Annotated in this window: 25 protein-coding genes and 1 pseudogene; 8 read left to right on the top strand and 18 right to left on the bottom strand. The window is 68.2% G+C overall.

Features of this window, described 5'->3' with window-relative positions:
- The 9 genes from DFQ15_RS10695 to DFQ15_RS10655 all read right to left on the bottom strand — a co-directional run.
- A partial coding sequence (locus DFQ15_RS10695) for a GTP-binding protein (RefSeq protein WP_146228719.1) occupies positions 1-92 on the bottom strand: 92 nt, incomplete at its 3' end.
- A 228-nt stretch (positions 93-320) separates the two neighbouring features.
- The gene (fusA, locus tag DFQ15_RS10690) at positions 321-2,420 is read right to left on the bottom strand and encodes an elongation factor G (RefSeq protein WP_110465964.1); all 2,100 of its coding nucleotides are present in this window, start codon (positions 2,418-2,420) and stop codon (positions 321-323) included.
- A gap of 94 nt (positions 2,421-2,514) precedes the next feature.
- Positions 2,515-2,988 (bottom strand): 30S ribosomal protein S7, encoded by a 474-nt coding sequence (gene rpsG, locus DFQ15_RS10685; RefSeq protein WP_055837645.1) that lies wholly within the window; start codon positions 2,986-2,988, stop codon positions 2,515-2,517.
- Positions 2,989-3,140: 152 nt separating this feature from the next.
- Positions 3,141-3,518 (bottom strand): 30S ribosomal protein S12, encoded by a 378-nt coding sequence (gene rpsL, locus DFQ15_RS10680; protein WP_055837642.1) that lies wholly within the window; start codon positions 3,516-3,518, stop codon positions 3,141-3,143.
- Positions 3,519-3,663: 145 nt separating this feature from the next.
- Positions 3,664-4,842 (bottom strand): D-alanyl-D-alanine carboxypeptidase family protein, encoded by a 1,179-nt coding sequence (locus tag DFQ15_RS10675; protein ID WP_110465963.1) that lies wholly within the window; start codon positions 4,840-4,842, stop codon positions 3,664-3,666.
- Between the two features lie 53 nt (positions 4,843-4,895).
- Positions 4,896-5,528, bottom strand: a complete 633-nt coding sequence (locus tag DFQ15_RS10670) for an alpha/beta hydrolase (RefSeq protein ID WP_110465962.1) — start codon at positions 5,526-5,528, stop codon at positions 4,896-4,898.
- A gap of 86 nt (positions 5,529-5,614) precedes the next feature.
- Positions 5,615-5,983, bottom strand: coding sequence for a (2Fe-2S) ferredoxin domain-containing protein (locus DFQ15_RS10665; protein WP_110465961.1), 369 nt, complete (start codon positions 5,981-5,983; stop codon positions 5,615-5,617).
- 9 nt (positions 5,984-5,992) lie between these two features.
- Entirely contained in the window at positions 5,993-7,114 is a 1,122-nt protein-coding gene (locus DFQ15_RS10660; protein WP_374941023.1) for a VanZ family protein, read from the bottom strand.
- Positions 7,115-7,210: 96 nt separating this feature from the next.
- Positions 7,211-7,648: a CopD family protein gene (locus DFQ15_RS10655; protein WP_110465960.1), complete on the bottom strand. Its 438-nt coding sequence runs from the start codon at positions 7,646-7,648 to the stop codon at positions 7,211-7,213.
- Positions 7,649-7,946: 298 nt separating this feature from the next.
- Here DFQ15_RS10655 and hemB point away from each other — a divergent pair, with 298 nt between their 5' ends.
- Positions 7,947-8,957, top strand: a complete 1,011-nt coding sequence (gene hemB / locus DFQ15_RS10650) for a porphobilinogen synthase (RefSeq protein WP_110465959.1) — start codon at positions 7,947-7,949, stop codon at positions 8,955-8,957.
- Positions 8,958-9,032: 75 nt separating this feature from the next.
- Complete coding sequence (locus tag DFQ15_RS10645) at positions 9,033-10,172, top strand: magnesium transporter CorA family protein (RefSeq protein WP_110465958.1); 1,140 nt, start codon at positions 9,033-9,035, stop codon at positions 10,170-10,172.
- A 119-nt stretch (positions 10,173-10,291) separates the two neighbouring features.
- On the opposite strand, the gene DFQ15_RS10640 is transcribed toward DFQ15_RS10645, so the two are convergent.
- A complete protein-coding gene (locus DFQ15_RS10640; RefSeq protein WP_146228718.1) occupies positions 10,292-10,615 on the bottom strand; it encodes a DUF4148 domain-containing protein in 324 nt (107 codons plus the stop codon).
- A 289-nt stretch (positions 10,616-10,904) separates the two neighbouring features.
- Between DFQ15_RS10640 and DFQ15_RS10635 the strand changes: the two genes are divergently transcribed.
- Entirely contained in the window at positions 10,905-11,798 is an 894-nt protein-coding gene (locus DFQ15_RS10635) for a LysR family transcriptional regulator (protein ID WP_110465956.1), read from the top strand.
- A gap of 83 nt (positions 11,799-11,881) precedes the next feature.
- Complete coding sequence (locus tag DFQ15_RS10630; protein ID WP_158529051.1) at positions 11,882-12,832, top strand: methyl-accepting chemotaxis protein; 951 nt, start codon at positions 11,882-11,884, stop codon at positions 12,830-12,832.
- A 108-nt stretch (positions 12,833-12,940) separates the two neighbouring features.
- Here DFQ15_RS10630 and DFQ15_RS10625 read toward each other — a convergent pair whose 3' ends face one another.
- The 6 genes and pseudogenes from DFQ15_RS10625 to DFQ15_RS10595 form a co-directional block, all read right to left on the bottom strand.
- On the bottom strand, positions 12,941-13,627 hold the full coding sequence (locus tag DFQ15_RS10625) for a dienelactone hydrolase family protein (protein WP_110465954.1): 687 nt from the start codon (positions 13,625-13,627) through the stop codon (positions 12,941-12,943).
- 5 nt (positions 13,628-13,632) lie between these two features.
- Positions 13,633-14,253: a 2-hydroxychromene-2-carboxylate isomerase gene (locus tag DFQ15_RS10620; protein WP_233504412.1), complete on the bottom strand. Its 621-nt coding sequence runs from the start codon at positions 14,251-14,253 to the stop codon at positions 13,633-13,635.
- 473 nt (positions 14,254-14,726) lie between these two features.
- Positions 14,727-16,667, bottom strand: a complete 1,941-nt coding sequence (gene mrdA, locus DFQ15_RS10615; RefSeq protein ID WP_110465952.1) for a penicillin-binding protein 2 — start codon at positions 16,665-16,667, stop codon at positions 14,727-14,729.
- Between the two features lie 142 nt (positions 16,668-16,809).
- Positions 16,810-17,331: a rod shape-determining protein MreD gene (gene mreD / locus DFQ15_RS10610; protein WP_110465951.1), complete on the bottom strand. Its 522-nt coding sequence runs from the start codon at positions 17,329-17,331 to the stop codon at positions 16,810-16,812.
- Positions 17,332-17,737: 406 nt separating this feature from the next.
- A pseudogene (gene mreC, locus DFQ15_RS10600) lies at positions 17,738-18,637 on the bottom strand (rod shape-determining protein MreC); the annotation flags it as partial.
- A 391-nt stretch (positions 18,638-19,028) separates the two neighbouring features.
- Positions 19,029-20,072: a rod shape-determining protein gene (locus tag DFQ15_RS10595; RefSeq protein ID WP_055837593.1), complete on the bottom strand. Its 1,044-nt coding sequence runs from the start codon at positions 20,070-20,072 to the stop codon at positions 19,029-19,031.
- Between the two features lie 244 nt (positions 20,073-20,316).
- Between DFQ15_RS10595 and gatC the strand changes: the two genes are divergently transcribed.
- The 3 genes from gatC to gatB all read left to right on the top strand — a co-directional run bounded on the left by gatC (position 20,317) and on the right by gatB (position 23,849).
- The gene (gatC, locus tag DFQ15_RS10590; protein WP_110465950.1) at positions 20,317-20,616 is read left to right on the top strand and encodes an Asp-tRNA(Asn)/Glu-tRNA(Gln) amidotransferase subunit GatC; all 300 of its coding nucleotides are present in this window, start codon (positions 20,317-20,319) and stop codon (positions 20,614-20,616) included.
- Positions 20,617-20,623: 7 nt separating this feature from the next.
- A complete protein-coding gene (gatA, locus tag DFQ15_RS10585; RefSeq protein ID WP_110465949.1) occupies positions 20,624-22,132 on the top strand; it encodes an Asp-tRNA(Asn)/Glu-tRNA(Gln) amidotransferase subunit GatA in 1,509 nt (502 codons plus the stop codon).
- Positions 22,133-22,262: 130 nt separating this feature from the next.
- On the top strand, positions 22,263-23,849 hold the full coding sequence (gatB, locus tag DFQ15_RS10580) for an Asp-tRNA(Asn)/Glu-tRNA(Gln) amidotransferase subunit GatB (protein ID WP_110465948.1): 1,587 nt from the start codon (positions 22,263-22,265) through the stop codon (positions 23,847-23,849).
- 138 nt (positions 23,850-23,987) lie between these two features.
- On the opposite strand, the gene DFQ15_RS10575 is transcribed toward gatB, so the two are convergent.
- A complete protein-coding gene (locus DFQ15_RS10575) occupies positions 23,988-24,638 on the bottom strand; it encodes a DUF4124 domain-containing protein (protein WP_233504411.1) in 651 nt (216 codons plus the stop codon).
- Positions 24,639-24,704: 66 nt separating this feature from the next.
- Positions 24,705-25,412, bottom strand: coding sequence for an orotate phosphoribosyltransferase (pyrE, locus tag DFQ15_RS10570; protein WP_110465946.1), 708 nt, complete (start codon positions 25,410-25,412; stop codon positions 24,705-24,707).
- 10 nt (positions 25,413-25,422) lie between these two features.
- On the opposite strand from pyrE, the gene DFQ15_RS10565 reads away from it, so the two are divergent.
- Positions 25,423-26,226 (top strand): exodeoxyribonuclease III, encoded by an 804-nt coding sequence (locus tag DFQ15_RS10565; protein WP_110465972.1) that lies wholly within the window; start codon positions 25,423-25,425, stop codon positions 26,224-26,226.
- The last annotated feature ends 9 nt before the right edge of the window (positions 26,227-26,235 follow it).

The following is a 26,235-nucleotide window of genomic DNA, read 5'->3' as shown; positions in this document are numbered from 1 at the left end:
GCCGCCGTCAGCGTGGTCTTGCCGTGGTCGACGTGACCGATCGTGCCGACGTTGACGTGCGGCTTAGTACGTGTGAATTTCTCTTTTCCCATTTTCAACTCCAGATAAAGAACAGCCCGTGGTTTTGTTTTAGGTCTGCACCGTGTTGCGGACTCCCCCGCCACGGGCAACGGGAGGCACACAGTCGCAGACCATTCAATCCAGTCTCGACAGACCATGTCTTCGCGCGGGACACCGCGGATCCGGCTCTGCCGGTCCGCCGGTGTCGCCCCCTGAAAGGGGGTCGGCGAAGACACGAAGTGCGAAGCCTGGGGTCAGCCTTATTTGGCGCGAGCCGCCATGATGGCTTCCGACACGTTGCGAGGCGCTTCGGCGTAGTGCTTGAACTCCATCGTGTACGTGGCGCGGCCTTGCGACATCGAACGCAGCGTGGTCGAGTAACCGAACATTTCCGACAACGGGACTTCGGCCTTGATCGCCTTGCCGCCGCCGATCATGTCGTCCATGCCCTGCACCATGCCGCGACGCGAGGACAGGTCGCCCATCACGTTTCCGGCATAGTCTTCGGGCGTTTCCACTTCCACCGCCATCATCGGCTCCAGGATCACCGGGCCGGCCTTGCGGCAGCCTTCCTTGAAACCGAAGATCGCGGCCATCTTGAACGCGAGTTCGTTCGAGTCCACGTCGTGGTACGAGCCGAAATGCAGCGTGACCTTGACGTCGACGACCGGATAACCGGCCAGCACGCCCTGGGTCACCGCCTCGTTGATGCCTTTTTCCACCGCGGGGATGAACTCGCGCGGCACAACGCCGCCCTTGATCGCGTCGACGAACTCGATGCCCTTGCCGGCTTCGTTCGGCTCGATCTTGAGCACCACGTGGCCGTACTGGCCCTTGCCGCCCGACTGGCGCACGAACTTGCCTTCGGCTTCTTCGACCGTCTTGCGGATGGTTTCGCGGTAGGCCACCTGGGGCTTGCCGACGTTGGCTTCCACGCCGAACTCGCGCTTCATCCGGTCCACGATGATTTCGAGGTGAAGCTCGCCCATGCCCGAAATGATGGTCTGGCCGGATTCTTCGTCGGTCTTCACGCGGAACGAAGGATCTTCCTGGGCCAGGCGCTGCAGCGCGATGCCCATCTTTTCCTGGTCGACCTTGGTCTTCGGCTCGACGGCCTGGGAGATCACCGATTCCGGGAACACCATGCGCTCGAGGGTCACGATGGAGGTCGGATCGCACAGGGTCTCGCCGGTGGTCACTTCCTTCAGGCCCACGCAGGCGGCGATGTCGCCAGCGCGGATTTCGCTGACTTCCTCGCGGTTGTTGGCGTGCATCTGCACGATCCGGCCGATGCGCTCCTTCTTGCCGCGCACCGGGTTGTAGACGCTGTCGCCCTTGCTCAACACGCCGGAGTAAACGCGCACGAAGGTCAGCTGGCCCACGAACGGGTCGGTCATCAGCTTGAACGCCAGCGCCGAGAACTTCTCCTCGTCGTCGGCCTTGCGGACCACCGGCGCTTCGTCTTCGTCGGTGCCGGACACCGGCGGAATGTCGGTCGGCGCGGGCATGTATTCGACGACCGCGTCGAGCATGGCTTGCACGCCCTTGTTCTTGAACGCGGAGCCACACAGCATCGGCTGGATCTCGCCGGCGATGGTGCGCTGGCGGATCGCGGCCTTGATCTCTTCCTCGGTCAGCGTTTCGCCTTCGAGGTATTTGTTCATCAGCTCTTCGCTGGCTTCGGCAGCGGCTTCGACCAGCTTCTCGCGGTATTCGTTGCAGACATCGGCGATGTCGGCGGGAATCTCGCCGTACTGGAAAGTCACGCCCTTGTCTTCGTCCCAGATGATGGCCTTCATCTTGACCAGGTCGACGATGCCCTGGAACTTGTCCTCGGCGCCGATCGGAATCTGGATCACGACCGGGTTGGCCTTCAGGCGGTCGATCATCATCTGGCGCACGCGCAGGAAGTTGGCGCCGGTGCGGTCCATCTTGTTGACGAACGCGAGACGCGGGACGCGGTACTTGTTGGCCTGGCGCCAGACGGTTTCCGATTGAGGCTGCACGCCGCCGACGGCGTCGTAGACCATGACCGCGCCGTCGAGCACGCGCATCGAGCGCTCGACTTCGATGGTGAAGTCGACGTGGCCCGGGGTGTCGATGATGTTGATGCGGTGTTCGTCGAACTTGCCGGCCATGCCCTTCCAGAAGCAGGTGGTCGCGGCGGAGGTGATCGTGATGCCACGCTCCTGCTCTTGTTCCATCCAGTCCATGGTGGCCGCGCCATCGTGCACTTCACCGATCTTGTGGTTCACGCCGGTATAGAACAGGATGCGCTCGGTCGTCGTGGTCTTGCCGGCGTCGATGTGCGCGGAGATACCGATGTTGCGGTAGCGCTCGATGGGGGTCTTGCGGGACATGAAATTTACTCCGTTAACGGACGGAAGCCCGCCCACCGTTTTCGGTGGATCGGGCTTCCGACCTGTCTGTTGTGAGAGACAGCTGTGACAGTTTTTAGAAGCGGAAGTGGCTGAAGGCCTTGTTGGCTTCTGCCATGCGGTGCACTTCGTCGCGCTTCTTCATGGCGCCGCCACGGCCTTCGGTCGCTTCGAGCAACTCGTTGGCCAGGCGCTGGGCCATGGACTTCTCGCCACGCTTGCGGGCGGCTTCCTTGATCCAGCGCATGGACAGGGCCAGGCGACGGACCGGACGCACTTCGACGGGCACTTGGTAGTTGGCACCGCCGACGCGGCGGGACTTCACTTCTACCATCGGCTTGACGTTGTTGATCGCAACGACGAAGGCTTCCAGCGGGTCCTTGTCAGGATTTTTCTTCTCGATCAGGTCGAGCGCGCCGTAGATGATGCGCTCGGCGACGGCCTTCTTGCCGCCTTCCATGATCACGTTCATGAACTTCGAGAGTTCGACATTGCCGTACTTAGGGTCGGGCAGGATTTCACGTTTGGGAACTTCGCGACGACGTGGCATTTTTCACCTCTTGTTTGCTTCAGTTGGCATCCTGGCGGACACCGCGAGAGCCAGCAGGACTCTCACTTACTCGACCCGGACATCGGGTCACTACGCTGCCTCTCCGCGCCACGCGGAAAACAGCACCTTGAATTCTGACGAAAGCGCAGGGCTTACTTGGCCTTGGGCTTCTTGGCACCGTACTTGGAGCGCGACTGCTTGCGATCCTTGACGCCTTGCAGGTCGAGCGAACCACGGACGATGTGGTAACGCACACCCGGCAGATCTTTCACGCGGCCGCCACGGACCAGCACGACGCTGTGCTCCTGAAGGTTGTGGCCTTCGCCGCCGATGTAGGAAATGACTTCGAAGCCGTTGGTCAGGCGAACCTTCGCGACCTTGCGCAGTGCGGAATTGGGCTTCTTGGGGGTGGTGGTGTACACGCGGGTGCACACGCCGCGGCGCTGCGGCGAGTTTTGCATCGCGGGGCTTTTCGACTTGGTCTTTTCGACCTCGCGGCCCTGACGCACGAGCTGATTGATGGTTGGCATTAAAACGTCCCTAAACGTTTGACTTGAACGAAAACGTGAAACCCTTCGGAAATTCCGAAAAGCCTTCTAATGTATCAGCGCGGACTTGGCGCGACAAGGCCCCGGCCCTGCGGCCCGTGGGTGCTTCGCGACGGCTACCGGGCGATCACTTGATCCAGAGGCGGATCGAATCCCAGCTGCGGCCGAGGAAGCCGGCCAGCGGCACCGCCTCGAGCGCCACCAGCGGTACGTCGAGCAACGGCTGGTCGGCCAGCGACACCTTCAGCGTGCCGACGGCCTGGCCCTTGTCGAAGGGTGCCACCAGCGGATCGGGCCGCGAGACGTCGGTCTTCACCTTGCCGGCGCTGCCGGCGGGCACCGCGACGACGATCGCCTCGGGGCGGCCGAGCTTGATGGCGTTGCTGGTGCCCTTCCAGACGCTCGGCGTGACGACGGCCTGGTTGGCGTCGAACAGCTTTACGCCCTCGTAGGCGGTGTAGCCCCAGTTGAGCAGCTTCTGCGATTCGTTGGCGCGGGCGCTCTCGCCCGAGGCACCCAGCACGATCGAGAGCAGCCGGCGCTGGCCGACGCCCGGAAAATCGCGCTTGGCCGTCGCCACCAGACAGTAGCCGGCGGCGTTGGTATGACCGGTCTTCAAGCCGTCGACCGTCGGGTCGCGGAACAGCAGGGTGTTGCGGTTGTGGCTGTTGCTGGCGGGGGTGCCGGGGTAGCGGTATTCCTTCAGCGCGTAGTAGCCGATGTACTCGGGGAAATCCTTCATCAGCCGGGTGGCCAGGATGCCCAGGTCGCGCGCGGTGGTAGTGTGGCCGGGCTCGGTAAGGCCCTCGGGATTCTTGTAGGTGGTGTTCTTCAGGCCCAGGACCTTGGCCTGGTCGTTCATCATCTGCACGAAGCGCTCGGCGGTGCCGCCCACGCCCTCGGCCAGCGCCATGGTGGCGTCGTTGCCCGACTGGACGATCAGGCCCCTGAGCAGGTCTTCGACCGGCACCTGCATCTTCGGGTCGATGAACATGCGGGAACCCGGCATCTTCCAGGCGCGCTGGCTGACCGGCAGGGTCTGCTGCAGCGTGATCTTCTTGGATTTCAGCGCGTCGAAGATGATGTAGGCCGACATCAGCTTGGTGAGCGAGGCCGGCTCGACCGGCATCTCTGCATCTTTCTGGGCCAGCGTCTGGCCGGCGGTGACGTCGAGCAGCAGGTAGGCGCGCGCGGCGATCTCGGGGGCCTGCGGCGCCTGGGCGAAGGCCGGGGACGCGGCGAGGAACGGTGCGGCGAGCGCGGCGAAGACGACGAGCGCGCGGAGCGACGGCAGGAAGCGGATCATGGGAGGCAGGAGATTTCGGGCAAGGCGTCGGAAAAGGAACGCGGATATGGCGCTCAGGGTACGAGCAGGTGGCGCATCACCAGCCCCTTGAGCAGCGGCAATTGTCCGTGAAAAAAATGGCCGCCACCGGGAACGACGGTCACAGGAAGTGTCTGCGGCCGCGCCCAGTCCATCACGTCGGCGAGCGGCACCGTGTCGTCGTGCTCGCCGTGGACGACCAGGGTGCGCGCGTGCGCGGCGGGCGGCACCGGTGCCACCGCGAAGCGCGAGGTAGCGGTGCCGACGAAGACGATCTTCTCGACCGGCCGGGTCTCCCAGAGCGCGGCGATCGCCTGGCTGGCGACGAAGGAGCCGAAGGAAAAGCCCGCGAGCGCCAGCGGGCCGGCGGCCGCGGCCTGGTCGATCACCGCACGCAGGTCGTCGGCCTCGGCGCGTCCCTCGTCGTACACACCGGCGCTGCCGCCCACTCCGCGGAAATTGAAGCGCACCGCCGTCCAGCCGCACTGCACGAAGGCGCGCGCCATCGTCTGCACCACCTTGTTGTCCATCGTGCCGCCGAAGAGCGGATGCGGATGGCAGATGACCACCGTGCCGCGCGACGGCGTGCCGGCTTCGGGCGTGTCGCGGGCGGCCTCGATCGCACCGGCGGCGCCGGTGAGTTGCAGGGCCTGGGTCTGGGCGTTCATCGGCATACTATTAATTTGATAGCTGAAGGCCGGCGTGGGACGCTGGCTGCAGGCACTTTCGGCTTGAAAATCGGGAGAGGCGCGCGTCAGCGGCCGACGTCCGGCGGCAGCAGCAGCCGCTCGACGACCCGGCCGTTCCGGAGGTGCGAATCGACGATCTCGTCGACGTCGGCCGCATCCACGAAGGTATACCAGGTGGCCTCCGGATAGACCACCGCCACCGGCCCGCCGGCGCAGCGATCGAGGCAGCCGGCCTTGTTGACCCGCACCTTGCCGACGCCCGCCAGGCCCGCCGCCTTGACCCGCGACTTGCAGCGGTCGAAGCCGGCCTGCGCGTCGTGCACCGCGCAGCTGTCCTCGCCGCCCTTGCGCTCGTTGAGGCAGAAGAAGATGTGGCGTTCGTAGTAAGGGGGCTGCGCCGCGGGCGCTTCCGTGGTGGTCGTCGTGGAGCTCATCGCGCCATTCTAGGCAGCGGGCCGGCGCGGCGGGCGCCGCGAGACCCGCATCAGCAGCCAGCCGAGCGCCGCGTAGGGCCAGACCCAGCCGAGCCACTGCACCACGCCGTGGAAGCGGATGAAGCGACCCTGCTCCCACGTCTGCAGCGTCTGGGCGAAATAGGCGCTGGTGGGCGCGTCGTTCAGCACATTCAGGTGCACCACCAGCAGCAGCAGCGCCACCGCCGCGCAGCCGCGCTGCGGCACCGCCGGCGTGCCGATGCCCAGCACCACCGCCGTCGCCAGCCCTACCTGCACCGGAAAGCTCAGCCACACCCCGACGTGCGACGGCCCGTAGGTCAGCGCGGACGACAGCGCCGTCGCCGCCACGCCCGCCGTCAGCACCAGGGCCGAGGCCACCGCCCGCGCACGCCGGCCCTGCACGATGCAGTTGGCCAGCAGCACCGGCACCAGCGCGCCCAGCGTCACGCAGAGCAGCTCTGCGCCGGGAATCAGCGGCTGCAGCTCGACCTCGCGCATCGGCATCCATTCGAGGAAGGGAGTGTCCTCCAGCAGCAGGGCCAGCGTTTCCTCCAGCCGTTCGAGCACCTGACCCAGGCCGAAGGGCACCGCCACCGGGAACAACAGCGCGACCGGCCAGAGCGCCAGCAGCACCAGCGCGCCGCGCGATTCAGGCTCGAGCCAGCGGGCCCGCACCCGGTCCCAGCGGGCGATGGCGCCGAGCCACTCCAGGCCCCAGGCCACCGCCGCGCCGGCCGTGGCGCCGGCGGCGTTCAGCGCCAGGTCGACGTTGGAGGGCACCCGCACCGGCATGTAGCTCTGCAACGATTCGAGCAGCAGCGACAGCAGCGCGCAGGCCGCCACCGCCGTCAGGACGCCGCGCGGGCCGCGGCCGGTGCGCAGCGCGGCCAGCGCGGCCAGGAAGCCCAGCGGCGCGTAGCCCAGCACGTTGGAGGTGACGTCGAAGCCGGTCCACCAGCGCGGCAGCGGCGCGGTGAGGAAGGCCCAGGGCGCGATGCCCTGGTCGCGCCAGCTGTCGAACGGGTAGAGGCTGGCGTAGACCACCAGCACCGCATAGGCCAGCGCCAGCGGCCAAGCGGAGGTCAGGAGCCCGCCGCCCGGCCGGCCCACCGGACCGGGCCGCCCGTTTCCTTCGACGGTGCGGCCCACGGCGTCCGCCGGAGCCGGCACGTCCGGGGCTGCGGGAGGGGTTGGGAACGGCACGCTCTAGAAAGGCTTGACGACCACCAGCACGACCGTCGCCAGCAAGAGCACCACCGGCACTTCGTTGAACCAGCGGTACCAGACATGGCTGTGCCGGTTGCGCCCGGCCACGAACTTGCGCAGCAGCGATCCGCAGGCATGGTGGTAACCGAGGGCCAGCAGCACGACGAAGAGCTTGGCGTGCATCCAGCCGTTGCCCTCCGACGCCGGACCGCGGCCGATGCCGTAGCCCAGGAAGAGCCACAGACCGAAGACCAGGGCCGGCACCGCCAGAACGGTGGTGAAGCGCATCAGCTTGCGGGCCATCAGCAGCAGCCGGTCGCGCTCGGCGTCGGAGCCGGCCGGCACCTGGGCCAGGTTCACGAAGATGCGGGGCAGGTAGAACAAGCCGGCGAACCAGCTGGCGACGAAGACGATGTGCAGCGATTTGACCCAGAGCATGGCCCGAGTGTAGGACCGCACCGGCCGGGTCCGCCGCGGGTGGAGGCGGAAACGGACCCCAAAAAAAACCCGGCACAAGGCCGGGTTGGATAAACCTCGGGCCCGCAGGCGCGAGATACCCGCTCAGGGAGGAAAAGCGGGGGACGACCTTGTCGCCCGGAAAGAAATGTAAAGATTAGTCCCACTTGTCGCAAGCCTCCCTCCGACGAACGGTATGTATGCGTACCATCCGCACCGACAACGGCCGCCCCGTCCGTGCGGGTGCTGCCGTCCCGCATTTCGGGGCAAGATCGCATCCATGCACCACTCCAGCCCCACGCCCTACCCCCTCGCCCGCCCCCGCCGCCTGCGTCGCAATGTTTTCAGCCGCAACCTGGTGCGGGAAAACCGGCTCAGCGCGCACGACCTGATCTACCCGGTCTTCGTGCTCGACGGGCAAGGTCAGCGCCAAGCCGTCGGCTCGATGCCTGGTGTGGAGCGGCTCAGCCTCGACCTGCTGCTGCCGCTGGCCGAGGAATGCGTGGCCCTCGGCATCCCGGCGATCGCGCTGTTCCCGGTGATCGACGCGGCCCTGAAGACGCCCGACGGCCGCGAGGCCGCCAACCCCGACGGCCTGGTGCCGCGGGTGGTGCGCGCCCTCAAATCGCGCTTGCCCGACCTGGGCGTGCTGACCGACGTGGCGCTGGACCCGTACACCAGCCACGGCCAGGACGGCCTGATCGACGCATCGGGCTACGTGCTCAACGACGTCACCATCGAGTTGCTGGTGAGCCAGGCCCTGACCCAGGCCGAGGCGGGCGTCGATATCGTCGCGCCCAGCGACATGATGGACGGCCGCATCGGCGCGATCCGCACCGCGCTGGAGGAAACCGGCCACATCCACACCCAGATCATGGCCTACAGCGCCAAGTACGCCAGCGCCTTCTACGGCCCGTTCCGCGACGCGGTGGGTTCGTCGGCCCACCTGGGCAAGAGCGACAAAAAGACCTACCAGATGGACCCGGGCAACAGCGACGAGGCGCTGCGCGAGGTGGCGCTCGACCTGGCCGAGGGCGCCGACATGGTGATGGTCAAGCCCGGCATGCCCTACCTCGACATCGTGCGCCGGGTGAAGGACGAGTTCCGGGTGCCGACCTTCGCCTACCAGGTGAGCGGCGAGTACGCGATGCTCGAGGCCGCCGCCGCCAACGGCTGGCTCGACCACGACGTCGCGATGCTCGAAAGCCTGCTCGCCTTCAAGCGCGCCGGGGCCGACGGCATCCTGACCTACCACGCGTTGCATGCCGCCCGTTTGCTACAAAATAAATAGCATGTGGTCGGCGTCCCGTGCCGGCCGTGGCTATGATTGGCTCATAAGCACCCGGGCCGGCCAGCCGGTCTTTCCATGCGCATCTTCGAACTGCACGGCGGCCGCGTCGCCGAAACCGACCGCCTGCCCGCCGCGCCCTCGCCGCAGGGCTTCTACTGGATCGCCTGCAGCCGGTCGGAGTTCTCCGCCGGGCAGGCACAGGTCCAGGCGGCGCTCCTGGCTGTCGCCGGGGTGCAGCTGGTCGAGCTGCACGTGTCCGACCTGCTGAACGCCCAGCTGCCCTCGCACTACGACTACACCTCGCAGTACGACCTGCTGGTGTTCCGACGGCTGGCCACCCAGCACGGGGCGGCGGCGCAGGCGGACGGCCCGGGCGCCACGCCGGCGTCCGCGGCCGCCGCTCCCGGCACTGATGCGGGCGCCGCCGCCGCGCCGCCGGCCGCCCTGCGCCGGGTCGATACCCGGCCTATCGGCTTCGCCATCTTCGACCAGGTGCTGCTGACAGTGCATCCCGAGGACTGCGCGGTACGCGACGCCTACGCCCTGCGCCTCCTGGCCGGCCACGGGAGCGAGACGCGGACCACCGGCGCGCGCCAGCCGGCCAGCCCGGCCGACCTGATGCTGCGCATCGTCAACCTGGTCGTCGACGGCTACCTGGAGCTGCGGCGCGACCTGACACGGGGCCTCGACCTCTGGCAGAACCAGCTGCTGCAGCCGCACAGCCGCTTCATCGACTGGAGCGCATTGCTCGACGCCCGGCTGGCGCTGCACCAGCTCGACGAGATCTGCGAGGACCAGCGCGCCGCGGTGCAGGACTGGATCGACGCGCTGGAGGCCTGGCCCGAGCCCGCTACCGTCGCCGCCCAACGCGAGCGCGACCTGCTGCAGGTGCGCAGCCGCGACGTGCTGGAGCACATCGAGCGGGTGGTGCACCACGTGCGGCGGATGGAGCAGACCGCCGAGACCACGGTGCAGATGCATTTCAGCCTGCAGGGCAACCGCACCAACGACATCATGCGGGTGCTGACCACGCTCACCGCCATCTTCCTGCCCCTGAACCTGATCGCCGGCATCTTCGGGATGAATTTCGAGGTGATCCCGCTGACCCACAAGCAGGACGGCTTCTGGTGGGCGATGGGCACGATGGCGGTGATCGCCGTCGTGCTGATCGGCTGGTTCTGGCGCAAGAAATACCTAGCGCGGCCGAGCCGCTGACCGCTGTCTTTCGGGGCCGCATGCACCGGCCGCGAAAGGCAAAAAGCCGACACCCGAAGGTGTCGGCTTTTTGCGTGCAGTCCGTGCGCAGGCGGCGGGGTCGCCGGCCTGCCGCGGTCTTACATGTAGCCGGCTTCGCCATGAGCGACCTGGCCCAGGCGGACGGCTTCGCGAGCCTGCGCGTTCACCGAAGCACGGTCGGTGGTCGATTCGATGCGCACGGCGTACGGCGAGCGCTGGTCGCCTTCACCGGCGGTGGCCACGGGGCGCACGGCACCGGTAGCGATTTTGTTGATGGTATAGCCGGCCGGGGCGACCAGCGCCATCGGTGCCTGGGCGGCGTAAGGCGACCGGGTGTCGCCTTCGCCCATCGGAGCTGCGTGGGCGCCGAGGGAAGCGGTGGCGGCGAAAGCTGCGATAGCGAGGAGTCGGGATGCGTTCATGCTGATTTCCTTATTGTGAGTTTCAAACCAACCCGGGGCACTGGGGCGCCCTCGGTCCGCTGGGGACTTCGGGTTCGCATCTGTTGCACCGGGCAGAAACATGAGCTTAGGCCGAAGCTTCATCCTTCAATGCCCACGGATAGAATCACACTGTTTCGTAATTCGAATCAATGACGATGTCGTGCATTTGGTTCCAGATTAAATTTCGTGTCTAAACTATTATCGTAAGCCGAGTCCTACAAGGCCACAAACTCATACGCCCGCCTGCAGGGTTTCACATATTGAAACAATGGACTCTCTCGACCTGATCCGAGCGTTTCGCGAGGTGGCGCTGCGCGGCAGCTTCTCGAAGGCCGCGGTGCCGCTGGCGCTTTCCAAGGCCAGCGTCAGCAAGTACGTGGCCGAGCTGGAATCCCGGCTGAAGGTGCGGCTGCTCAACCGCTCGACCCGCACCGTCAGCCTGACCGATGCCGGCGCCCTGCTGCTGGAGCGCAGCGCACCGCTCATCGAGATGATGACCATCACCCAGAACGAGCTGAGCGAGCGGGCCGAGCAGCCCGGTGGCCGGCTGCGGCTGTCGGCACCGCACGGGCTGGGGGCCACCTCGCTGCCGCACGTGTTGAGCAGCTTCATGCAGCGTTACCCGGCGGTCACCCTCAGCCTGCACCTGAGCAACCGGATGGTCGACCTGGTCGAGCTGGGCATCGACGTGGCGCTGCGGGTCGGCACGATCGACGACAGCAACCTGATCGTGCGCCGACTGCGGCAGGTGGAGTTCTGCGTCTGCGCCACGCCCGCCTACTGGGACCGGCACGGCCGGCCGGAACATCCAGACGACCTCGCCCGCCACGACGCGCTCAACTACTCGCTGCAGAGTGCCCAGCCCTACTGGCGCTTCCAGGTGAATGGCCAGCCGCACACCGTCGCGTTGCGCAGCCGGCTGGAGGCGACCGATGCGGCGCCGCTGATCTCGGTCGCGCTGCGGGGCTTGGGCGTGGTCTGTTTGCCACGGCTCATCCTGCAGCCGCAGCTGGAGGCGGGCACGTTGGAACAGGTGCTGGAGCAGCATTCGCAGCAGGACGTCTGGCTCTACGCCGCCTATTCGCAGCGCCGGCACAACAGCGCGGCCATGCGGGCGCTGCTGACCCACCTGGAAGAGACCTGGGGAAGTGCCTCGGCATAAAAAATCCGCAGAATTGCATCCGGGCTTTGCGAATGTGCGTAGACATGGCAGCGGCGACCTGCCCGCTTTCCCGAAAGCCTGCCGTGATACCAGCCCGACTTCTTTCGACCCTCTCGCGCCTGTCGGCCCTGCGCCGGCTGCCGGGCGCCTACCGGCAACTGGAGACCCTCTACCAGCACCAGGCGATCCTGGCCTTCGACGCCGACGGCCGGGTGGTGGAGACCGACGCGACACTGCAGCAGCGCCTGCGCCTGGGCCCGGCGCAGCTCAACGGCCGGCTCTACCGGACCCTGCTCGACCCGCAGGACACCGCCGGCGCCGATCCCGACACCCTGTGGTGGGCGATCCTGCGCGGCGAGGCCAGCGTCGACTGCCTGTACTTCACCACCGCCGACGGCAGCCGCGCCTGGTTCCAGGCGCAGTACAGTCCGGTGGTCGATGCCGGGGGCCGGGTGCGCCGGGTGGTGGCCTACGCGGCCGACATCACCGACCGGGTGCATGCGGCCCGCGCGCGACAGCAGGAGTTCCGGGCACTGCAGCGTCTGATGCCGGCCACCGCTCCTGCCGCGGTGCCGTCCCTGTCGGTGCCCGCCGACATGCCACCGGGCTCCGTGGCGGCCGGCACGCCCGGGGCCACCGTGGCACAGGCCGCCCATGCGCTGTCGGAACCCCTCTCGGCCCGGCGGGTGCTCGATGCCGCGGGGCTGATGGACGGCATCGTCCTGCAGACCGAGCAACTGGCGCGGCATGCTGCCATGCAGGTGGTGCGGCAGAACGACGTGTGCGGCGGCAGCCTCTCCCGCCTGGCCGGCGAGGCCCACAGCCTGGCGCTGCGCAGCGCCGAGGCGGGCCGCGAGATCAAACAGCTGATCGGCGCGCCCGTCGGCCATACGGGCGGCGGCGAGGCCCACCAGCGCGAGGCCGACCGGCTGGTCCAGCGGACCCAGGCGTCGGCGCGCCGGGCGTCGACGATGATCGATGCGATCGCGCAGCCGGAGCCGTGCAAGCCGCTGGAACGCACGCCTCGGCCCTGAGAGCGGGCGCGCCGTGGCGCCGGGCGCGCTGCGGCTGCGCTGCGCTGCGAGGCCCGTGGAGAAGGCGGGGCAGGCCCCGCCCGCATTCGTGCGGACCGGCCCCGTGGGTCAGCCGACGTGCCGCGCGAAGAACGCCAGCGTGCGCTCCAGCGCCTGCCTCGCCGCGGGCGCGTCGTAGGAGCCGCGCTGGTCGCAGTTGAAGCCGTGGTCGGCCGGGTACACGTGCACCTCGACGTCCGCATGGGCCGCCTTGAAGGCCTCGACGCTCGGCAGCGAGATGTAGTGGTCCTTCTCGCCGAAATGCGCCAGCACCGGGGTGCGCGGCGTGCGGGCGATCTCCTCGGGGCTGGTCGCGCCGCCGCCGTAGTACACCACCGCGGCCGACAGGCCCTGCACCAGCTCGGCCGCGCGCCACACCAGCAGGCCACCCCAGCAGTAGCCGACGATGCCGACCGTGCCCGCCTTGGCCGCATACAGCACGGCGGCCTGGACGTCCTGCAGCGCGCCGGGCGCGGGCAACGCCTCGACCGCCGCCTTCAGTTCCATGCCGGCCTTCATGTCGGCCTCGGTGTAGCCCAGCTCCACGCCCTGGCGCACCCGGTGGAAGATGGCCGGTGCCACGGCCAGGTAGCCCCGCGCGGCGTAGCCGTCGGCCACCGCGCGGATGTGCGAGTTGACGCCGAAGATCTCCTGCAGCACCACGATCGCGCCCCTGGGCGTGCCGGTGGGCTCGGCCACGTAGGCGGGGAACTGGAAGCCGTCGGCGGCGGTGAGTTGAACGGTGGAAGAACCCATGGGTGTCATGCTCCTTGAAGGGATGTGGATTGCAGCTTGCGCTGCAGGAAATCGAGCCGGTCCTGGCCCCAGAAAATCTCGCCGCCGACCACGTAGCTCGGCGCGCCGAAGATGCCGGCGGCGATCGCCTCCTCGGTGTTGGCCTCGTAGCGCTCGTGCACGGCCTGGCTGTGCGACTGCTCGTAGCGCGCGGCCGGCAGTCCGGTCTCGTCCAGCAAGGCCTCCAGCACCTTCGGGTCGGCGATGTTGCGCTGCCGGGCCCAGACCGCGGCGAAGACCGCGCCGGCCAGGCGCAGCGCGGCGGCGGTGCCGTCGTGGTGGTCGACCGCGATCAGCAGCCGGGCCGCGTCGTCGCCCGACACCGGAAAGAAGGTGGGCTGCGGCACCAGCGGCAGGCCCAGGTACCGGGCGAAGCGCTGCAGCTCCACCAGCCGGTAGGCTTGGCGTTGCGGCGCCCGCTTGCCGAGCGGCACGCCGCCCGAGACCGGGAACACGTGGCCCAGGTCGACCGGCAGCAGCCGCACCGTGGCGCCGGCCTGCGCGGCCAGGGCGACGAGGCGATCGTGGCCCAGGTAGGCCCACGGACTTTGGGGCGAGAAAAAGTAATCGACGGTGGTGGCGGTCAAGCGGTCTGCTCCTCGGAGTGCGTGTGGCCGGCGACAGGTCGGCACGGGCGCTGCGGGCCGATTCTGCCGAGCCACCGCGCCCGTCGCCCGGCCGCAGACTGTTCCTGCGCACGCCGTGCGGTCTTGCGGCGGGCCGGCCATGCACCAAGCGCGGGTAAGCCCTATGCGCCAGGGTGGTGCAAGGCACTACATTGAGGCCACTCGCCAACAGGCCCCCGGGGACCTGTTGGGGCGGGGGCCGAGGAGACAGACACCAGACCGAACAGAACCAGAACAAGGCCCGAAGCATCCTCCATGAGATGCGTGGCATTTCTCACAGCGCCGTGACCATGTGGTCCGGCGCTTTTTTTTGGCCTGGCGACGGCAGAATTCAGAGCGTTTTGGGCCTCAAGCCGTTGCACGACGCCGACCACCAGCTATATATTTCATAGCATCCATCCGATGACCGAAGCCGTGCCGAGGCCTGCGGCACGTCACGGCGCGGCCAGCTCGACGTCCTCCACGCGGCGCGGCTTGCCGATCGGGGCGCCGGCCTTGCCGATGCGGGTGGCGGCCATGTCTTCCTCGCTCGGGTACTGGCCGGCCAGGACGTAGTCGAAGACCCGGCGCGCGATCGGGGCGGCGGCGCCGGCGCCCCAGCCCGCGTTCTCGACGATCACCGCCAGCGCCACCTTCGGGTTGTCGGCCGGCGCGAAGGCCATGAACAGGGCGTGGTCGCGCTGGTGTTCCTCCAGCGCGCGAGCGTTGTACTTGGTGTTCTGCGCGATGGTCACCGCCTGGGCCGTGCCGGTCTTGCCGGCCGCCTGGTACGGTGCCCCGGCGAACACCGCGCGCGCCGTGCCGCTGGTGACCACGCTGACCAGTCCGTTGCGGATCACCGCGATGTTCGACGGCTTCATCTGCAGATCGACCGCCGGCGGCTGCGCCAACGGCGTCAGGATGCTGCTGACCGCGTCCCTGGTGGCGCGCACCAGGTGCGGCCGGTGCTTGATGCCGCCGTCGGCCACGATCGCGGTGGCCTGCGCCAGCTGCAGCATCGTGAACGCGTTGTAGCCCTGGCCGATGCCGAGCGAGATCGTCTCGCCGGCATACCACTTGCGCTGCTCGGGCCGCTTGTAGGTGTTGCGCTTCCACTCGGTGCTGGGCAGCACGCCGCGCACCTCGCCGTTGATGTCGATGCCGGTGATCTGGCCGAAACCGAGCGGCTTCATGAAGTCGTGGATCATGTCCACGCCCATCTCGTTGGCCAGCGAATAGAAGTACACGTTCGACGACAGCTGGATCGCCCGCTGCATGTCGACGCCGCCCAGGTTGCCCTCCGGGCTGCCGAAGCGGTGGCCGGCGAACATGTAGAAGCCCGGGTCGTTGACCACCACGCCCGGCCCGCGCTTGCCGGTCTGCAGCGCGCCCAGCGCCATGAACGGCTTGTAGGTGGAGCCCGGCGGGTAGGTACCGCGCAGCGCCCGGTTGAGCAGCGGCTTGTCGAGAGATTCGTTGAGCGCCGCCCAGCTCTCCTGGTCGATGCCGTCGACGAAGAGGTTCGGGTCGAACGTCGGCTTGCTGACGAAGGCGAGCACCTCGCCGGTCTTCGGGTCGATCGCCACCAACGCGCCGCGGCGGTCGCCGAACAGGTCCTCGACCATCTTCTGCAGCTTGATGTCGATCGTCAGCACCACCGAATGGCCGGGGCTGGCCGGCCGGCTGGAGAGCCGCCGCACCGCGCGGCCGCCGGCCGATGTCTCCATCTGCTCGACGCCGGTGGTGCCGTGCAGCTCGCGTTCGTAGCTCTGCTCGACGCCCAGCTTGCCGATCACTTCGGTGCCGCGGTAGTTGGAGGCGTCTTCCGAATCGTCGAGCCGCTCTTTCTCGCGCGGGTTGATCCGGCCGATGTAGCCCACCACATGGCCGCCCAGGTCGCCGAACGGATAGTTGCGGAACAGCCGCGCCTTGATCTCCACGCCCGGCAATCGGTAGCGCTGCACCGCGAAGCGCGCCACCTCTTCGTCGCTGAGCCGGGTGCGCACCGGCAGCGACTCGAAATTGCGCGACTCCTCCACCAGCTTCTTGAAGCGGCGCCGGTCGCGCGGCGTGATCTCGACGATCTCGGCCAGCGCGTCGATCGTGTCGTCGAGCGCGCCCACCTTCGACGGCGTGATTTCCAGCGTGTAGGCCGAATAGTTGGTCGCCAGCACCAGACCGTTGCGGTCGAGGATCAGCCCCCGGTTCGGCACGATCGGCACCACCGCCGTCCGGTTGCTCTCGGCCTGCGCCGCAAGGTCCTCGTGCCGGGTCACCTGCAGGTACACCAGCCGCGACAGCACCAGCCCGAACGCCCCCAGCACCACCAGCGCGATCACGATCACCCGTCGGCGGAAGCGGTGGAGGTCGGCCTCGGTATTACGAAGTTCGGTCATGAATCAAGCCCTGCAAAACAAAGCGCAACACCCATCACGCACATTACAGGGCTCCTGCGGAACCGGCTCCGCCGGGCCGCTGGTATCACCCTCGGCGAGGGGGTGGGCGCAGACGCGAAGCACGGAACCTGGGGGAGCGCCATCAGAGCGGTCGATTTTCGTCGGGGTCCGGCGCCCGGCGCTGAGGCGCGAGCAAGACCACACTCGCGAGCGGCCAGAGCAGCGCCTCGAACACCGGCGCCAGCACGAAGCCGAAGCCCGGGAACACGCCGCCGGTGGCGGTGCGCACCAGGGTCTCGATCACCTGCGCCGCGAAGAACACCGGCAGCAGCTGCACCGTCTGCTCCGCCACGCTCAGCCACAGCAGCCTCCGCTGCAGGTAGCCGCCCAAAAACACCAGCACGGTGTAGCCCAGCGCATGCTGCCCCAGCAGGGCCGCCTGGTGCACGTCGATGCACAGACCCAGCACGAAGGCCGCGCCCATGCCCACCCGTGCCGGCTGGTGCACCGCCCAGAAGACCAGCAGCAGCAGCAACGGATCGGGCGCCCACACCGCGCGCCCGATCGGCAGCAGGTCGAGCAGCAGCGCGGCCGCCAGGCTGCCCCACAGGAAAGCCGGATTGACCGGCAGCAGCAACTGCTGCTGGCCCTTGGCCATGATCATGCGAAAGCTCCGGCCGACGGTGCGGCATGGGCGCGCGGCCGCCGGGCGGCCGCGCAGGGATGGACGGGGCGCACGGCGAGACTCATAGCTGCGCGGCGGCCCGGGTGGCCGGAGCGGCACGCGGCGTGGCCGACGGGGCCCGGGCGGCGGCGGGCGCGGGCGCCGACGCCGCAGGGGCGACGAGTGCCGGTTTGCGCGCGGCAGCGGCCGATGCCGGGGCGGTGTCGGGGGGAGTGGCCAGCCTGGAGCCGGCCGTGGACGCGGCGGCGGCCGACCGGGCCGCACCGGTGCCCGCAACCGCCGCAGCGGGCGTGCCGGCAGCCGGTGCCGGTGCCGCACCGGCCGCCACCGGTCTGGCGGCGCCCGCCGCGGGCTTGCCGCGCGGCGCGCCCGCCACCGCCGCGCCCTGCGGCGTGGCCGGCGTCGCGGCCGGACGGGGCGGCAGCTGTTCGCTCAACGGCTGCAGCACCATCACATGGCGGGCGCCCTCCATCCGCGCCATCGGGATGCAGTGGATCCGGGCAAAGGCCGAGTCGGCACGCCGCTCGACCCTGTCGACCTTGGCCACCGGCAGGCCGGCGGGATAGACACCGTCGACACCGCTGGTAGTGAGCACGTCGCCCCCCTGCACGTCGGCGGCACTGGGCATGAAGCGCAGTTCCAGCCCGCCGTCCAGGTCGGACGCCGGGTTGCCGTAGGCCACGCTGCGCGCGCCGGTGCGGGTGTTGAGCACCGGGATCGCGTAGTCGCGCTCGACCAGCAGCGTCACCTCGGCCAGGAACGGGTGCACCCGGGTCACTTGGCCCAGCACGCCGGCCTCGTCGATCACCGGCGAGCCGACGGCCACGTCCTGCAGCATCCCCCGATCGATGATCACCCGGCGGGTATAGGGATCGGGCGCGTCGTACAGCACCTCGGCCGCCTGCTCGGGCACCGTGAGCCGCGGACGCAGCGCCAGCAGAGCGCGCAGCCGGCCGTTCTCGAGCAGCAGCTCCTCGACCTGGTTGGCGCGCTGCGACTGCTGCAGCATCTGCTGGCGCGCCGTGTCTTCCATCTGCTGGGCCGACTGCACCGTCTGCAGATAGCCGAGCCCGCCGCGCACCCACGCCACCGGCTGCAGCGCGATCCGCTCCAGCGGATACAGCACGGTGGAGATCGCCATCCGCAGCGGCGGCGTGATGCCCAGCCGCGCATCGGCCACCATCAAGAACAGCGCCAGCGCGGCGAAGAACACCAGCGTCGACAAAGCCGACGGACCCTGCTTGAAGAAAGGCGGCGCAGTGCGGTCCAGGGTTCCCAGGGGCATGGTAGGAAAAAACGCGGCAGGACGGCGAACCAATGAGTGGGAAAACGAAGGCGGCCAGGACGACAAAGCCCGACGCGCAGCGCGCCATCATAAAGAGCCCCAGCGCCGCCGCCGCCGCAGAGCCCCTCGATCGCCACACAATGCTACAAAAGATATAGCTAGAAGTCGTCAAGCAGCGCCAGCTGCGGCCACTTTTCGTTCAAGACGGCCCGAAAGGTCGGCGCAACCACGCACCCACCTCATCCGCGAAGCACCGCCCGATACGGCCACCACCGCACCTCGCGGTGTCCGCCCCAGCCGCGCCAGGGGTCTGCCTGGCGCCGGCGGAGCCCTCCCCCTCGGGGACATGGCGAATTACATGGAGCGCAGCGGAATGAAAAGCCGAGAGGGCCTACTCAGACGTGAAGATGCTGCCCAGGCGGTCCATGCGCTCCAGCGCCATGCCGCAGCCGCGCACCACGCAGGTCAGCGGCTCCTCGGCCACCAGCACCGGCAGGCCGGTCTCCTCGGCCAGAAGGCGGTCCAGGTCGCGCAGCAGGGCGCCGCCGCCGGTCAGCATCATGCCGCGGTCTGCGATGTCGGCGCCCAGTTCGGGCGGCGTCTGCTCCAGCGCGTTCTTCACGGCCGAGACGATGTTGTTGAGCGGATCGGTCAGGGCTTCGAGCACCTCGTTGCTGCTGATGGTGAAGCTGCGCGGCACGCCTTCGCTGAGGTTGCGGCCCTTGACTTCCATCTCGCGCACTTCGGAGCCGGGGAAGGCGGAGCCGATCTTCTTCTTGATCGCCTCGGCCGTCGGCTCGCCGATCAGCATGCCGTAGTTACGGCGGATGTAGTTGATGATGGCCTCGTCGAACTTGTCGCCGCCGACGCGGACCGAGCCCTTGTAGACCATCCCGCCGAGCGAGATCACGCCGACCTCGGTCGTGCCGCCGCCGATGTCGACCACCATCGAGCCGGAGGCTTCCGACACCGGCAGGCCGGCGCCGATGCCGGCGGCCATCGGCTCCTCGATCAGGTAGACGGCGGTGGCGCCGGCGGCCTCGGCAGCGTCCTTGATCGCGCGACGCTCGACCTGGGTCGAGCCGCAGGGCACGCAGATGATGATGCGCGGGCTGGGAGTGAACAGCGTGCGCGGGTGCACCATCTTGATGAACTGCTTGATCATCTGCTCGGTGATCACGAAGTCGGCGATCACGCCGTCCTTCATCGGGCGGATCGCCTCGATGTTGCCGGGCACCTTGCCGAGCATCGCCTTGGCCTCGCGGCCCACGGCCTGGATCACCTTCTTGCCGTGCGGTCCGCCCTCGTGGCGGATGGCGACGACCGAGGGCTCGTCGAGCACGATGCCCTTGTCGCGGGCGAATATCAGCGTATTCGCGGTGCCGAGATCAATGGCGAGGTCGGTGGAAAAATACCGACGGAAGGAACCAAACATCAAAGTCCTCTCTGGCACGGCGTGCGCGTCGGCCAACCGTCGCCAATTTCTGGGGTCGAATCAGGATGAAAAACGGGGGGATACGCGCAGCCGACGGCGATTTCGCCGGCGCAACAGGCCTGGCGGGCTGTTTCGGCGAAGGCGGGATAATACCCGATCCCCCATGCGCCACCGCGGCTGCGGCGGCGCCGGCCCCCACGCTTACCCTCCGGTTTTCAGGCGTCCGCGACGCCCTCCTTTCCCTATGGCACTCACACCCCAGGACATCGGTCGCATTGCCAACCTGGCACGGCTCGAACTGCGCCCCGAAGAAGGCGACCGCCTGCTGGCGCAACTCAACGGCTTTTTCGACGTGGTCGAGCAGATGCGCGCGGTCGACACCGCCGGCATCGAACCGATGGCCCACCCCGTCGCCGCCGTCCAGGACGTGACCTTGCGGCTGCGCGACGACGCCGTCGACCGCTACCCGTCGCGCGACGACAGCCAGAAGAGCGCGCCCGCCGTCGAGAGCGGCCTCTACCTCGTCCCCCGCGTGATCGAATGAGCCCGGCATGAGCAGCACACCCACCGCATCCACCGCCCTGCACGACCTGACAGTCGCCCAGCTGGCCGCCCGCCTCGCGGCCAAGGACGTCTCGGCCGTCGAGGCCGCGCAGCACTTCCTAGACCGGGCCACCGCCCGCGCCGACCTGGGCGCCTACGTGGCGCTCGACCCCGAAGCCACGCTGGCCCAGGCCCGCGCGGCCGATGCCCGCATCGCCGCCGGCACCGCCGGGCGCCTCGAAGGCGTGCCGCTGGCGCACAAGGACATCTTCGTCACCCGCGATTTCCCGACCACCGCCGGCTCCCGCATGCTGGCCGGCTACCGCTCTCCTTTCGATAGCACGGTCGTGGCCAAACTGGCCGGCCAGGGCATCGTCACCCTCGGCAAACTGAGCTGCGACGAGTTCGCGATGGGCTCGGCCAACGAGAACGTCGCCGTGCCCGCGGCCGGCGGCGACGCCGTGGTGCCGGTGCGCAACCCGTGGGACACCGCGCGGGTGCCCGGCGGCTCCTCGGGCGGCAGCGCCGCCGCCGTGGCCGCGCGCCTGGCGCCGGCCGCCACCGGCACCGACACCGGCGGATCGATCCGACAGCCGGCCGCCTTCTGCGGCATCACCGGCATCAAGCCGACCTACGGCCGGGCCTCCCGCTACGGCATGGTGGCCTTCGCCTCCAGCCTCGACCAGGCCGGCCCGATGGCCCGCACCGCCGAAGACTGCGCGCTGCTGCTGTCGGCGATTTGCGGCCCCGACCCCGACCGCGATTCCACCTCGCTCGACCTGCCGCCCGAGGACTTCACCCGCTCGCTGAACGACAGCCTGCAAGGCCTGCGCATCGGCATCCCGAAGGAATTCTTCGGCGAGGGGCTGTCGGCCGACGTGCGCGCCGCGGTCGATGCCGCGCTGGGCGAATACGAGACGCTGGGCGCGACGCTGGTGCCGATCAGCCTGCCGCGCACCGAGCTGTCGATTCCCGTCTACTACATCATCGCGCCGGCCGAGGCGTCGTCCAACCTCGGCCGCTTCGACGGCGTGAAGTTCGGCCACCGCGCGGCGCACTACACCGACCTGCTCGACATGTACAAGAAGACCCGCGCCGAAGGCTTCGGCGACGAGGTCAAGCGCCGGATCATGATCGGCACCTACGTGCTGTCCCACGGCTACTACGACGCCTACTACCTGCAGGCCCAGAAGATCCGCCGCATGATCGCCGACGATTTCCAGAACGCGTTCAAGAGTTGCGACCTGATCGCCGGCCCGGTCGCCCCCACCGTCGCCTGGAAGATCGGCGAGCACGGCAGCGACCCGCTCGCCGACTACCTGGCCGACATCTTCACCCTGCCCGCCTCGCTGGCCGGCCTGCCGGGCATGAGCGTGCCGGCGGGCTTCGGTGCCGCGGGCATGCCGGTGGGCCTGCAGCTGATCGGCAACTACTTCGCCGAAGCGCTGCTGCTGAACGCGGCCCACCGGTTTCAGCAAGCCACCGACTGGCATACGCGCAAGCCGGAGGGCATCTGATGCATTCCGCTCTCCCCGAGGCTTCGCGCACTGCGTGCGCTACCGCCAACCCCAACGCCGGGGGCGGCACCCGCGGCCCGGCAAAGCCGGTTCCGCGGTGCCCCCATGATCTCGCCACAGGACTTCCGCGATGAGCACTGAATCCACCTTTGCGGCTGCACAGGAAGGCCGCCCCACCGGGCCGCTGGTGCAGGGCTACGAAGTCGTCATCGGCTTCGAGACGCATGCCCAGCTCTCGACCGTCTCCAAGATCTTCAGCCGCGCGCCGACCGCCTTCGGCGCCGAGGCCAACACCCAGGCCGCGCCGGTCGATCTGGCGCTGCCGGGCACGCTGCCGGTGATGAACAAGGGCGCGGTCGAACGCGCGATCGAACTCGGCCTGGCGCTGGGCTCGCACATCGCGCCGCGCAGCGTCTTCGCCCGCAAGAACTACTTCTATCCCGACCTGCCCAAGGGCTACCAGATCAGCCAGTTCGAGATACCGGTGGTGCAGGGCGGCAGCGTCGAGTTCTTCCTGGAGACAGGCAAGGGCGCCGACGCGGCGCGCGAGAAGAAGACGGTGCGCCTGGTGCGCGCCCACCTGGAGGAAGACGCCGGCAAGTCGCTGCACGAGAACTTCGTCGGCCAGAGCGGCATCGACCTGAACCGCGCCGGCACGCCGCTGCTGGAGATCGTGACCGAGCCCGATATCCGCTCGTCCGCCGAGGCGGTCGCCTATGCACGCGAGCTGCACAAGATCGTGACCTGGATCGGCATCTGCGACGGCAACATGCAGGAAGGCTCCTTTCGGTGCGACGCCAACGTCTCGGTGCGCAAGCCCGGGCAGCCGCTCGGCACCCGCCGCGAGATCAAGAATTTGAACAGCTTCAAGTTCATGCAGCAGGCGATCGACTACGAGATCCGCTGGCAGATCGAGGAGATAGAGGACGGCCGCGCGATCCAGCAGGCCACGGTGCTGTTCAACCCCGACACCGGCGAGACCCGCGCGATGCGCACCAAGGAAGACGCGGCCGACTACCGCTACTTCCCCGACCCCGACCTGCCGCCGCTGGTGATCAGTGATGCTTGGATCGAAGAAGTGAGAGCGCAAATGCTGAAGCCTCCTCGTGAAGTGGCGGCTGACTATCAACGCAACTATGGTCTCTCGGCCTATCTTTCAGATCAGCTGACAAGCACTAACGCTAAATCAAGCTATTTTGAAAAAGCGTCAATCTGGAATTCAGACACCGGAATCCCGGCAAACGTGATCCGGGAGCCTTCATTTGTACGCCGTGTTGCTACCTGGGTCGCTGGCGAGCTTTCCAGAAAGATCAACGACGAAAACGCCGGTGACTGGAACGCTGAAAAATGGCATGTCATGCCTGATGTGCTTGGCCGAATCGCGTTCAGAGAACACGACAACACAATATCTTCCAAGGTTGCCAAGGAATTGTTCAACAGTTTTTGGACTGCAACCAAGCAAAGCGGGATGGGCGTACACCCAGACGATGTCGATGCAGTGATCGAGGCAAAAGGCCTGCGCCAGGACAACGACAGCGGCGCGCTGGAGGCGATCCTCGACGAAGTGCTCGCCGCCAACCCGAAGAACGTGGAGGAGTTCCGCGCCGGCAAGGAAAAGGCCTTCAACGCGCTGGTCGGCCAGGCGATGAAGGCCAGCAAGGGCAAGGCCAACCCGGCGCAGGTCAACGCGCTGCTGCGGCAGAAGCTCCAGGACTGATCCACCGCGGGCCGAGCCGCTGCGGCCTGGCTGCGCGGCAGGCGCGCGATGCCTGCCTTGCCCTGAAGCACGGCACTTGGCGCCGTGCCCCGCGGCCCCGCGCTCCATTCTTCGGGCGGCACGGGCCGCCCCTGCCGATCAGCGCGGCAGCAGGATCGGCGCTGGCTGCGCCGGCTCGGGCGGCGGCGAGGCCCAGAGCGGCCGCAGGCGGGCGCTCTCGGCGTCGAAGCGCTGGTTCACCCGCTGCTTCTCCTGCTCCAGTTCGGCCAGGCCACGCTTTTGAGTGCCGATCGCCTTCAGCACATCGGCCTTTTCCTGGAACAGGCCGGCGGGCATCCTGGCGCTGTCGGTGTCGAAGCGCGCCATCGCGGACTCGACCCCCTTCTGCTGGCGTTCCAGCTGCCCGATGCGCAGCCGGGTCAGCGCCATGCTCTCGTCGACCCGCTGCAGCGCGCTGGCGCGTTCGGCGTTGTGCGCCGCCTCGTTGGGGTAACGGGCCAGCATCACCCGCTCGCGGCGCGCCTGCTCGGCGGCCTGGGCACGGCGCTCGGCCTCGGCACGTTCGCGCGCCTCCTGCGCCAGGCGCTCCATCTCGGTCGGCGGCGGCACCACCATCCGGCGCAGCGATCCGCTGGGGTTGAGTTCGCGCTGCTCGCGGTCGAGGCATTCGGCGATCGGCCGGTCGGAGGTGAGCCGCCGGCCCTTGGAATCGACGCAGGCGTAAATGCTGGGGCCGCCGCCGGCCATCTGGGCCTGTGCGCCCGCCGCCGCGCACCAGAGCGCCGCCACGGCACACGCCCATGCTCCCGTCTTCCTCGGCCTGCGCGCTGCTTCCACTGTGTTCCTGTCGTCGTATCAGTCCTGGACGCCGTAGCGCTGGCGGTAGGCCATCACCCGGGCATGGTGGGCGGCACTCTCGCCGCCTGTTTCATTCAGATACAGCAATAAATCGGCCAGCCTTGCGATGGTGCAGACCTGCATGCCCAGACGGCCCCGCACGTACTGCACCGCGCTGTGGTCCACGTCCTGCCCGTTCTCGGTCGCTTTCTCCTGGCGATCGAGCGCGATCGCCATCGCATGCGGGACGGCTCCGGCGGCCCGGATCAGCGCGATCGACTCGCGCGCGGCGGTGCCGGCGGACATCACGTCGTCGATGATCAGTACCCGACCGGCCAGCGGCGCGCCCACCAAGGTGCCGCCCTCGCCGTGGTCCTTGGCTTCCTTGCGGTTGTAGGCGAACGGTACGTTGCGGCCGCGCCGCGCCAGCTCGACCGACACCGCCGCCGCCAGCGGAATGCCCTTGTAGGCCGGGCCGAAAACCATGTCGAATGCGATGCCGCTGGCGGCCAGAGCCTGTGCATAGAATTCGGCCAGCCGGCCCAGCTTGGCACCGTCGTCGAAGAGACCCGCGTTGAAGAAGTACGGGCTCAGGCGGCCCGCCTTGGTCTTGAATTCGCCGAAGCGCAGCACGCCGGAATCGACGCAGAACCGCACGAAATCCCGGGCCAGCCGCGGGTTCGTCGCCGCGGTTTCCTGAGTTGCCCGGACGCCATCAACCAGCATGGGGAAATCCTTGTTCAAATTGACCAGCCTGAACCTCAACGGCATCCGGTCGGCGGCCACCAAAGGCGTGGAAGCATGGATCGCGGCCACCGCGCCGGATTGTATTTGCGTGCAGGAGGTCAAGGCCCAGGCGGCCGACGTGGCCGGCCGCTTCGAGCAGATGGCCGGGCTCCAGGGCCACTTCCACTTCGCGCAGAAGAAGGGCTACTCGGGCGTCGGCATCTACACCCGCCATACGCCGTCGGACCTGCGCATCGGCTACGGCGGCGACGAGTTCGACGCCGAGGGCCGCTACCTCGAAGCCCGCTTCGACACGCCCGCCCGCAAGCTCTCGATCATCAGTTGCTACTTCCCCAGCGGCTCCTCGGGCGAAGAGCGGCAGGCGGCCAAGTTCCGCTTTCTGGCCGACTTCCATCCGCACCTGATGCGACTCAAGGCCGAGCGCGAATTCATCCTCTGCGGCGACATCAACATCGCCCACCAGCAGGCCGACCTGAAAAACTGGAAAAGCAACCAGAAAAGCAGCGGCTTCCTGCCCGAAGAGCGCGCCTGGATGACAAAAGTGTTGCACCTGACCGACGAAGGCGGCGGCCTGGTGGACGTTTATCGTCAGCTCCAGCCCGACGCGACAGAGGCCGCCTACACCTGGTGGAGCAACCGGGGACAGGCCTATGCGAAGAACGTGGGGTGGCGGCTGGACTACCACCTCGCCACGCCGGCGATGGCCGCCCTGGCCCGCACCGAGCAGATCTACAAGGACGTGAAATTCTCGGACCATGCGCCGGTGACGGTGGATTACGACTTCACTCTGTAGGGGAAAGGA

Origin of the sequence: Xylophilus ampelinus, from assembly GCF_003217575.1 — a bacterium.
Lineage (GTDB): Bacteria > Pseudomonadota > Gammaproteobacteria > Burkholderiales > Burkholderiaceae_C > Xylophilus > Xylophilus ampelinus.
This window is presented reverse-complemented; position numbering and strand designations above follow the sequence as displayed.

Coding starts and splice junctions, on each gene's coding strand:
- fusA (WP_110465964.1), bottom strand. CDS start 2,420: ATGTCCCGCAAGACCCCCATCGAGCGCTACCGCAACATCGGTATCTCC.
- rpsG (WP_055837645.1), bottom strand. CDS start 2,988: ATGCCACGTCGTCGCGAAGTTCCCAAACGTGAAATCCTGCCCGACCCT.
- rpsL (WP_055837642.1), bottom strand. CDS start 3,518: ATGCCAACCATCAATCAGCTCGTGCGTCAGGGCCGCGAGGTCGAAAAG.
- DFQ15_RS10675 (WP_110465963.1), bottom strand. CDS start 4,842: ATGATCCGCTTCCTGCCGTCGCTCCGCGCGCTCGTCGTCTTCGCCGCG.
- DFQ15_RS10670 (WP_110465962.1), bottom strand. CDS start 5,528: ATGAACGCCCAGACCCAGGCCCTGCAACTCACCGGCGCCGCCGGTGCG.
- DFQ15_RS10665 (WP_110465961.1), bottom strand. CDS start 5,983: ATGAGCTCCACGACGACCACCACGGAAGCGCCCGCGGCGCAGCCCCCT.
- DFQ15_RS10655 (WP_110465960.1), bottom strand. CDS start 7,648: ATGCTCTGGGTCAAATCGCTGCACATCGTCTTCGTCGCCAGCTGGTTC.
- hemB (WP_110465959.1), top strand. CDS start 7,947: ATGCACCACTCCAGCCCCACGCCCTACCCCCTCGCCCGCCCCCGCCGC.
- DFQ15_RS10645 (WP_110465958.1), top strand. CDS start 9,033: ATGCGCATCTTCGAACTGCACGGCGGCCGCGTCGCCGAAACCGACCGC.
- DFQ15_RS10640 (WP_146228718.1), bottom strand. CDS start 10,615: ATGAACGCATCCCGACTCCTCGCTATCGCAGCTTTCGCCGCCACCGCT.
- DFQ15_RS10635 (WP_110465956.1), top strand. CDS start 10,905: ATGGACTCTCTCGACCTGATCCGAGCGTTTCGCGAGGTGGCGCTGCGC.
- DFQ15_RS10625 (WP_110465954.1), bottom strand. CDS start 13,627: ATGGGTTCTTCCACCGTTCAACTCACCGCCGCCGACGGCTTCCAGTTC.
- mrdA (WP_110465952.1), bottom strand. CDS start 16,667: ATGACCGAACTTCGTAATACCGAGGCCGACCTCCACCGCTTCCGCCGA.
- mreD (WP_110465951.1), bottom strand. CDS start 17,331: ATGATCATGGCCAAGGGCCAGCAGCAGTTGCTGCTGCCGGTCAATCCG.
- DFQ15_RS10595 (WP_055837593.1), bottom strand. CDS start 20,072: ATGTTTGGTTCCTTCCGTCGGTATTTTTCCACCGACCTCGCCATTGAT.
- gatC (WP_110465950.1), top strand. CDS start 20,317: ATGGCACTCACACCCCAGGACATCGGTCGCATTGCCAACCTGGCACGG.
- gatA (WP_110465949.1), top strand. CDS start 20,624: ATGAGCAGCACACCCACCGCATCCACCGCCCTGCACGACCTGACAGTC.
- gatB (WP_110465948.1), top strand. CDS start 22,263: ATGAGCACTGAATCCACCTTTGCGGCTGCACAGGAAGGCCGCCCCACC.
- pyrE (WP_110465946.1), bottom strand. CDS start 25,412: ATGCTGGTTGATGGCGTCCGGGCAACTCAGGAAACCGCGGCGACGAAC.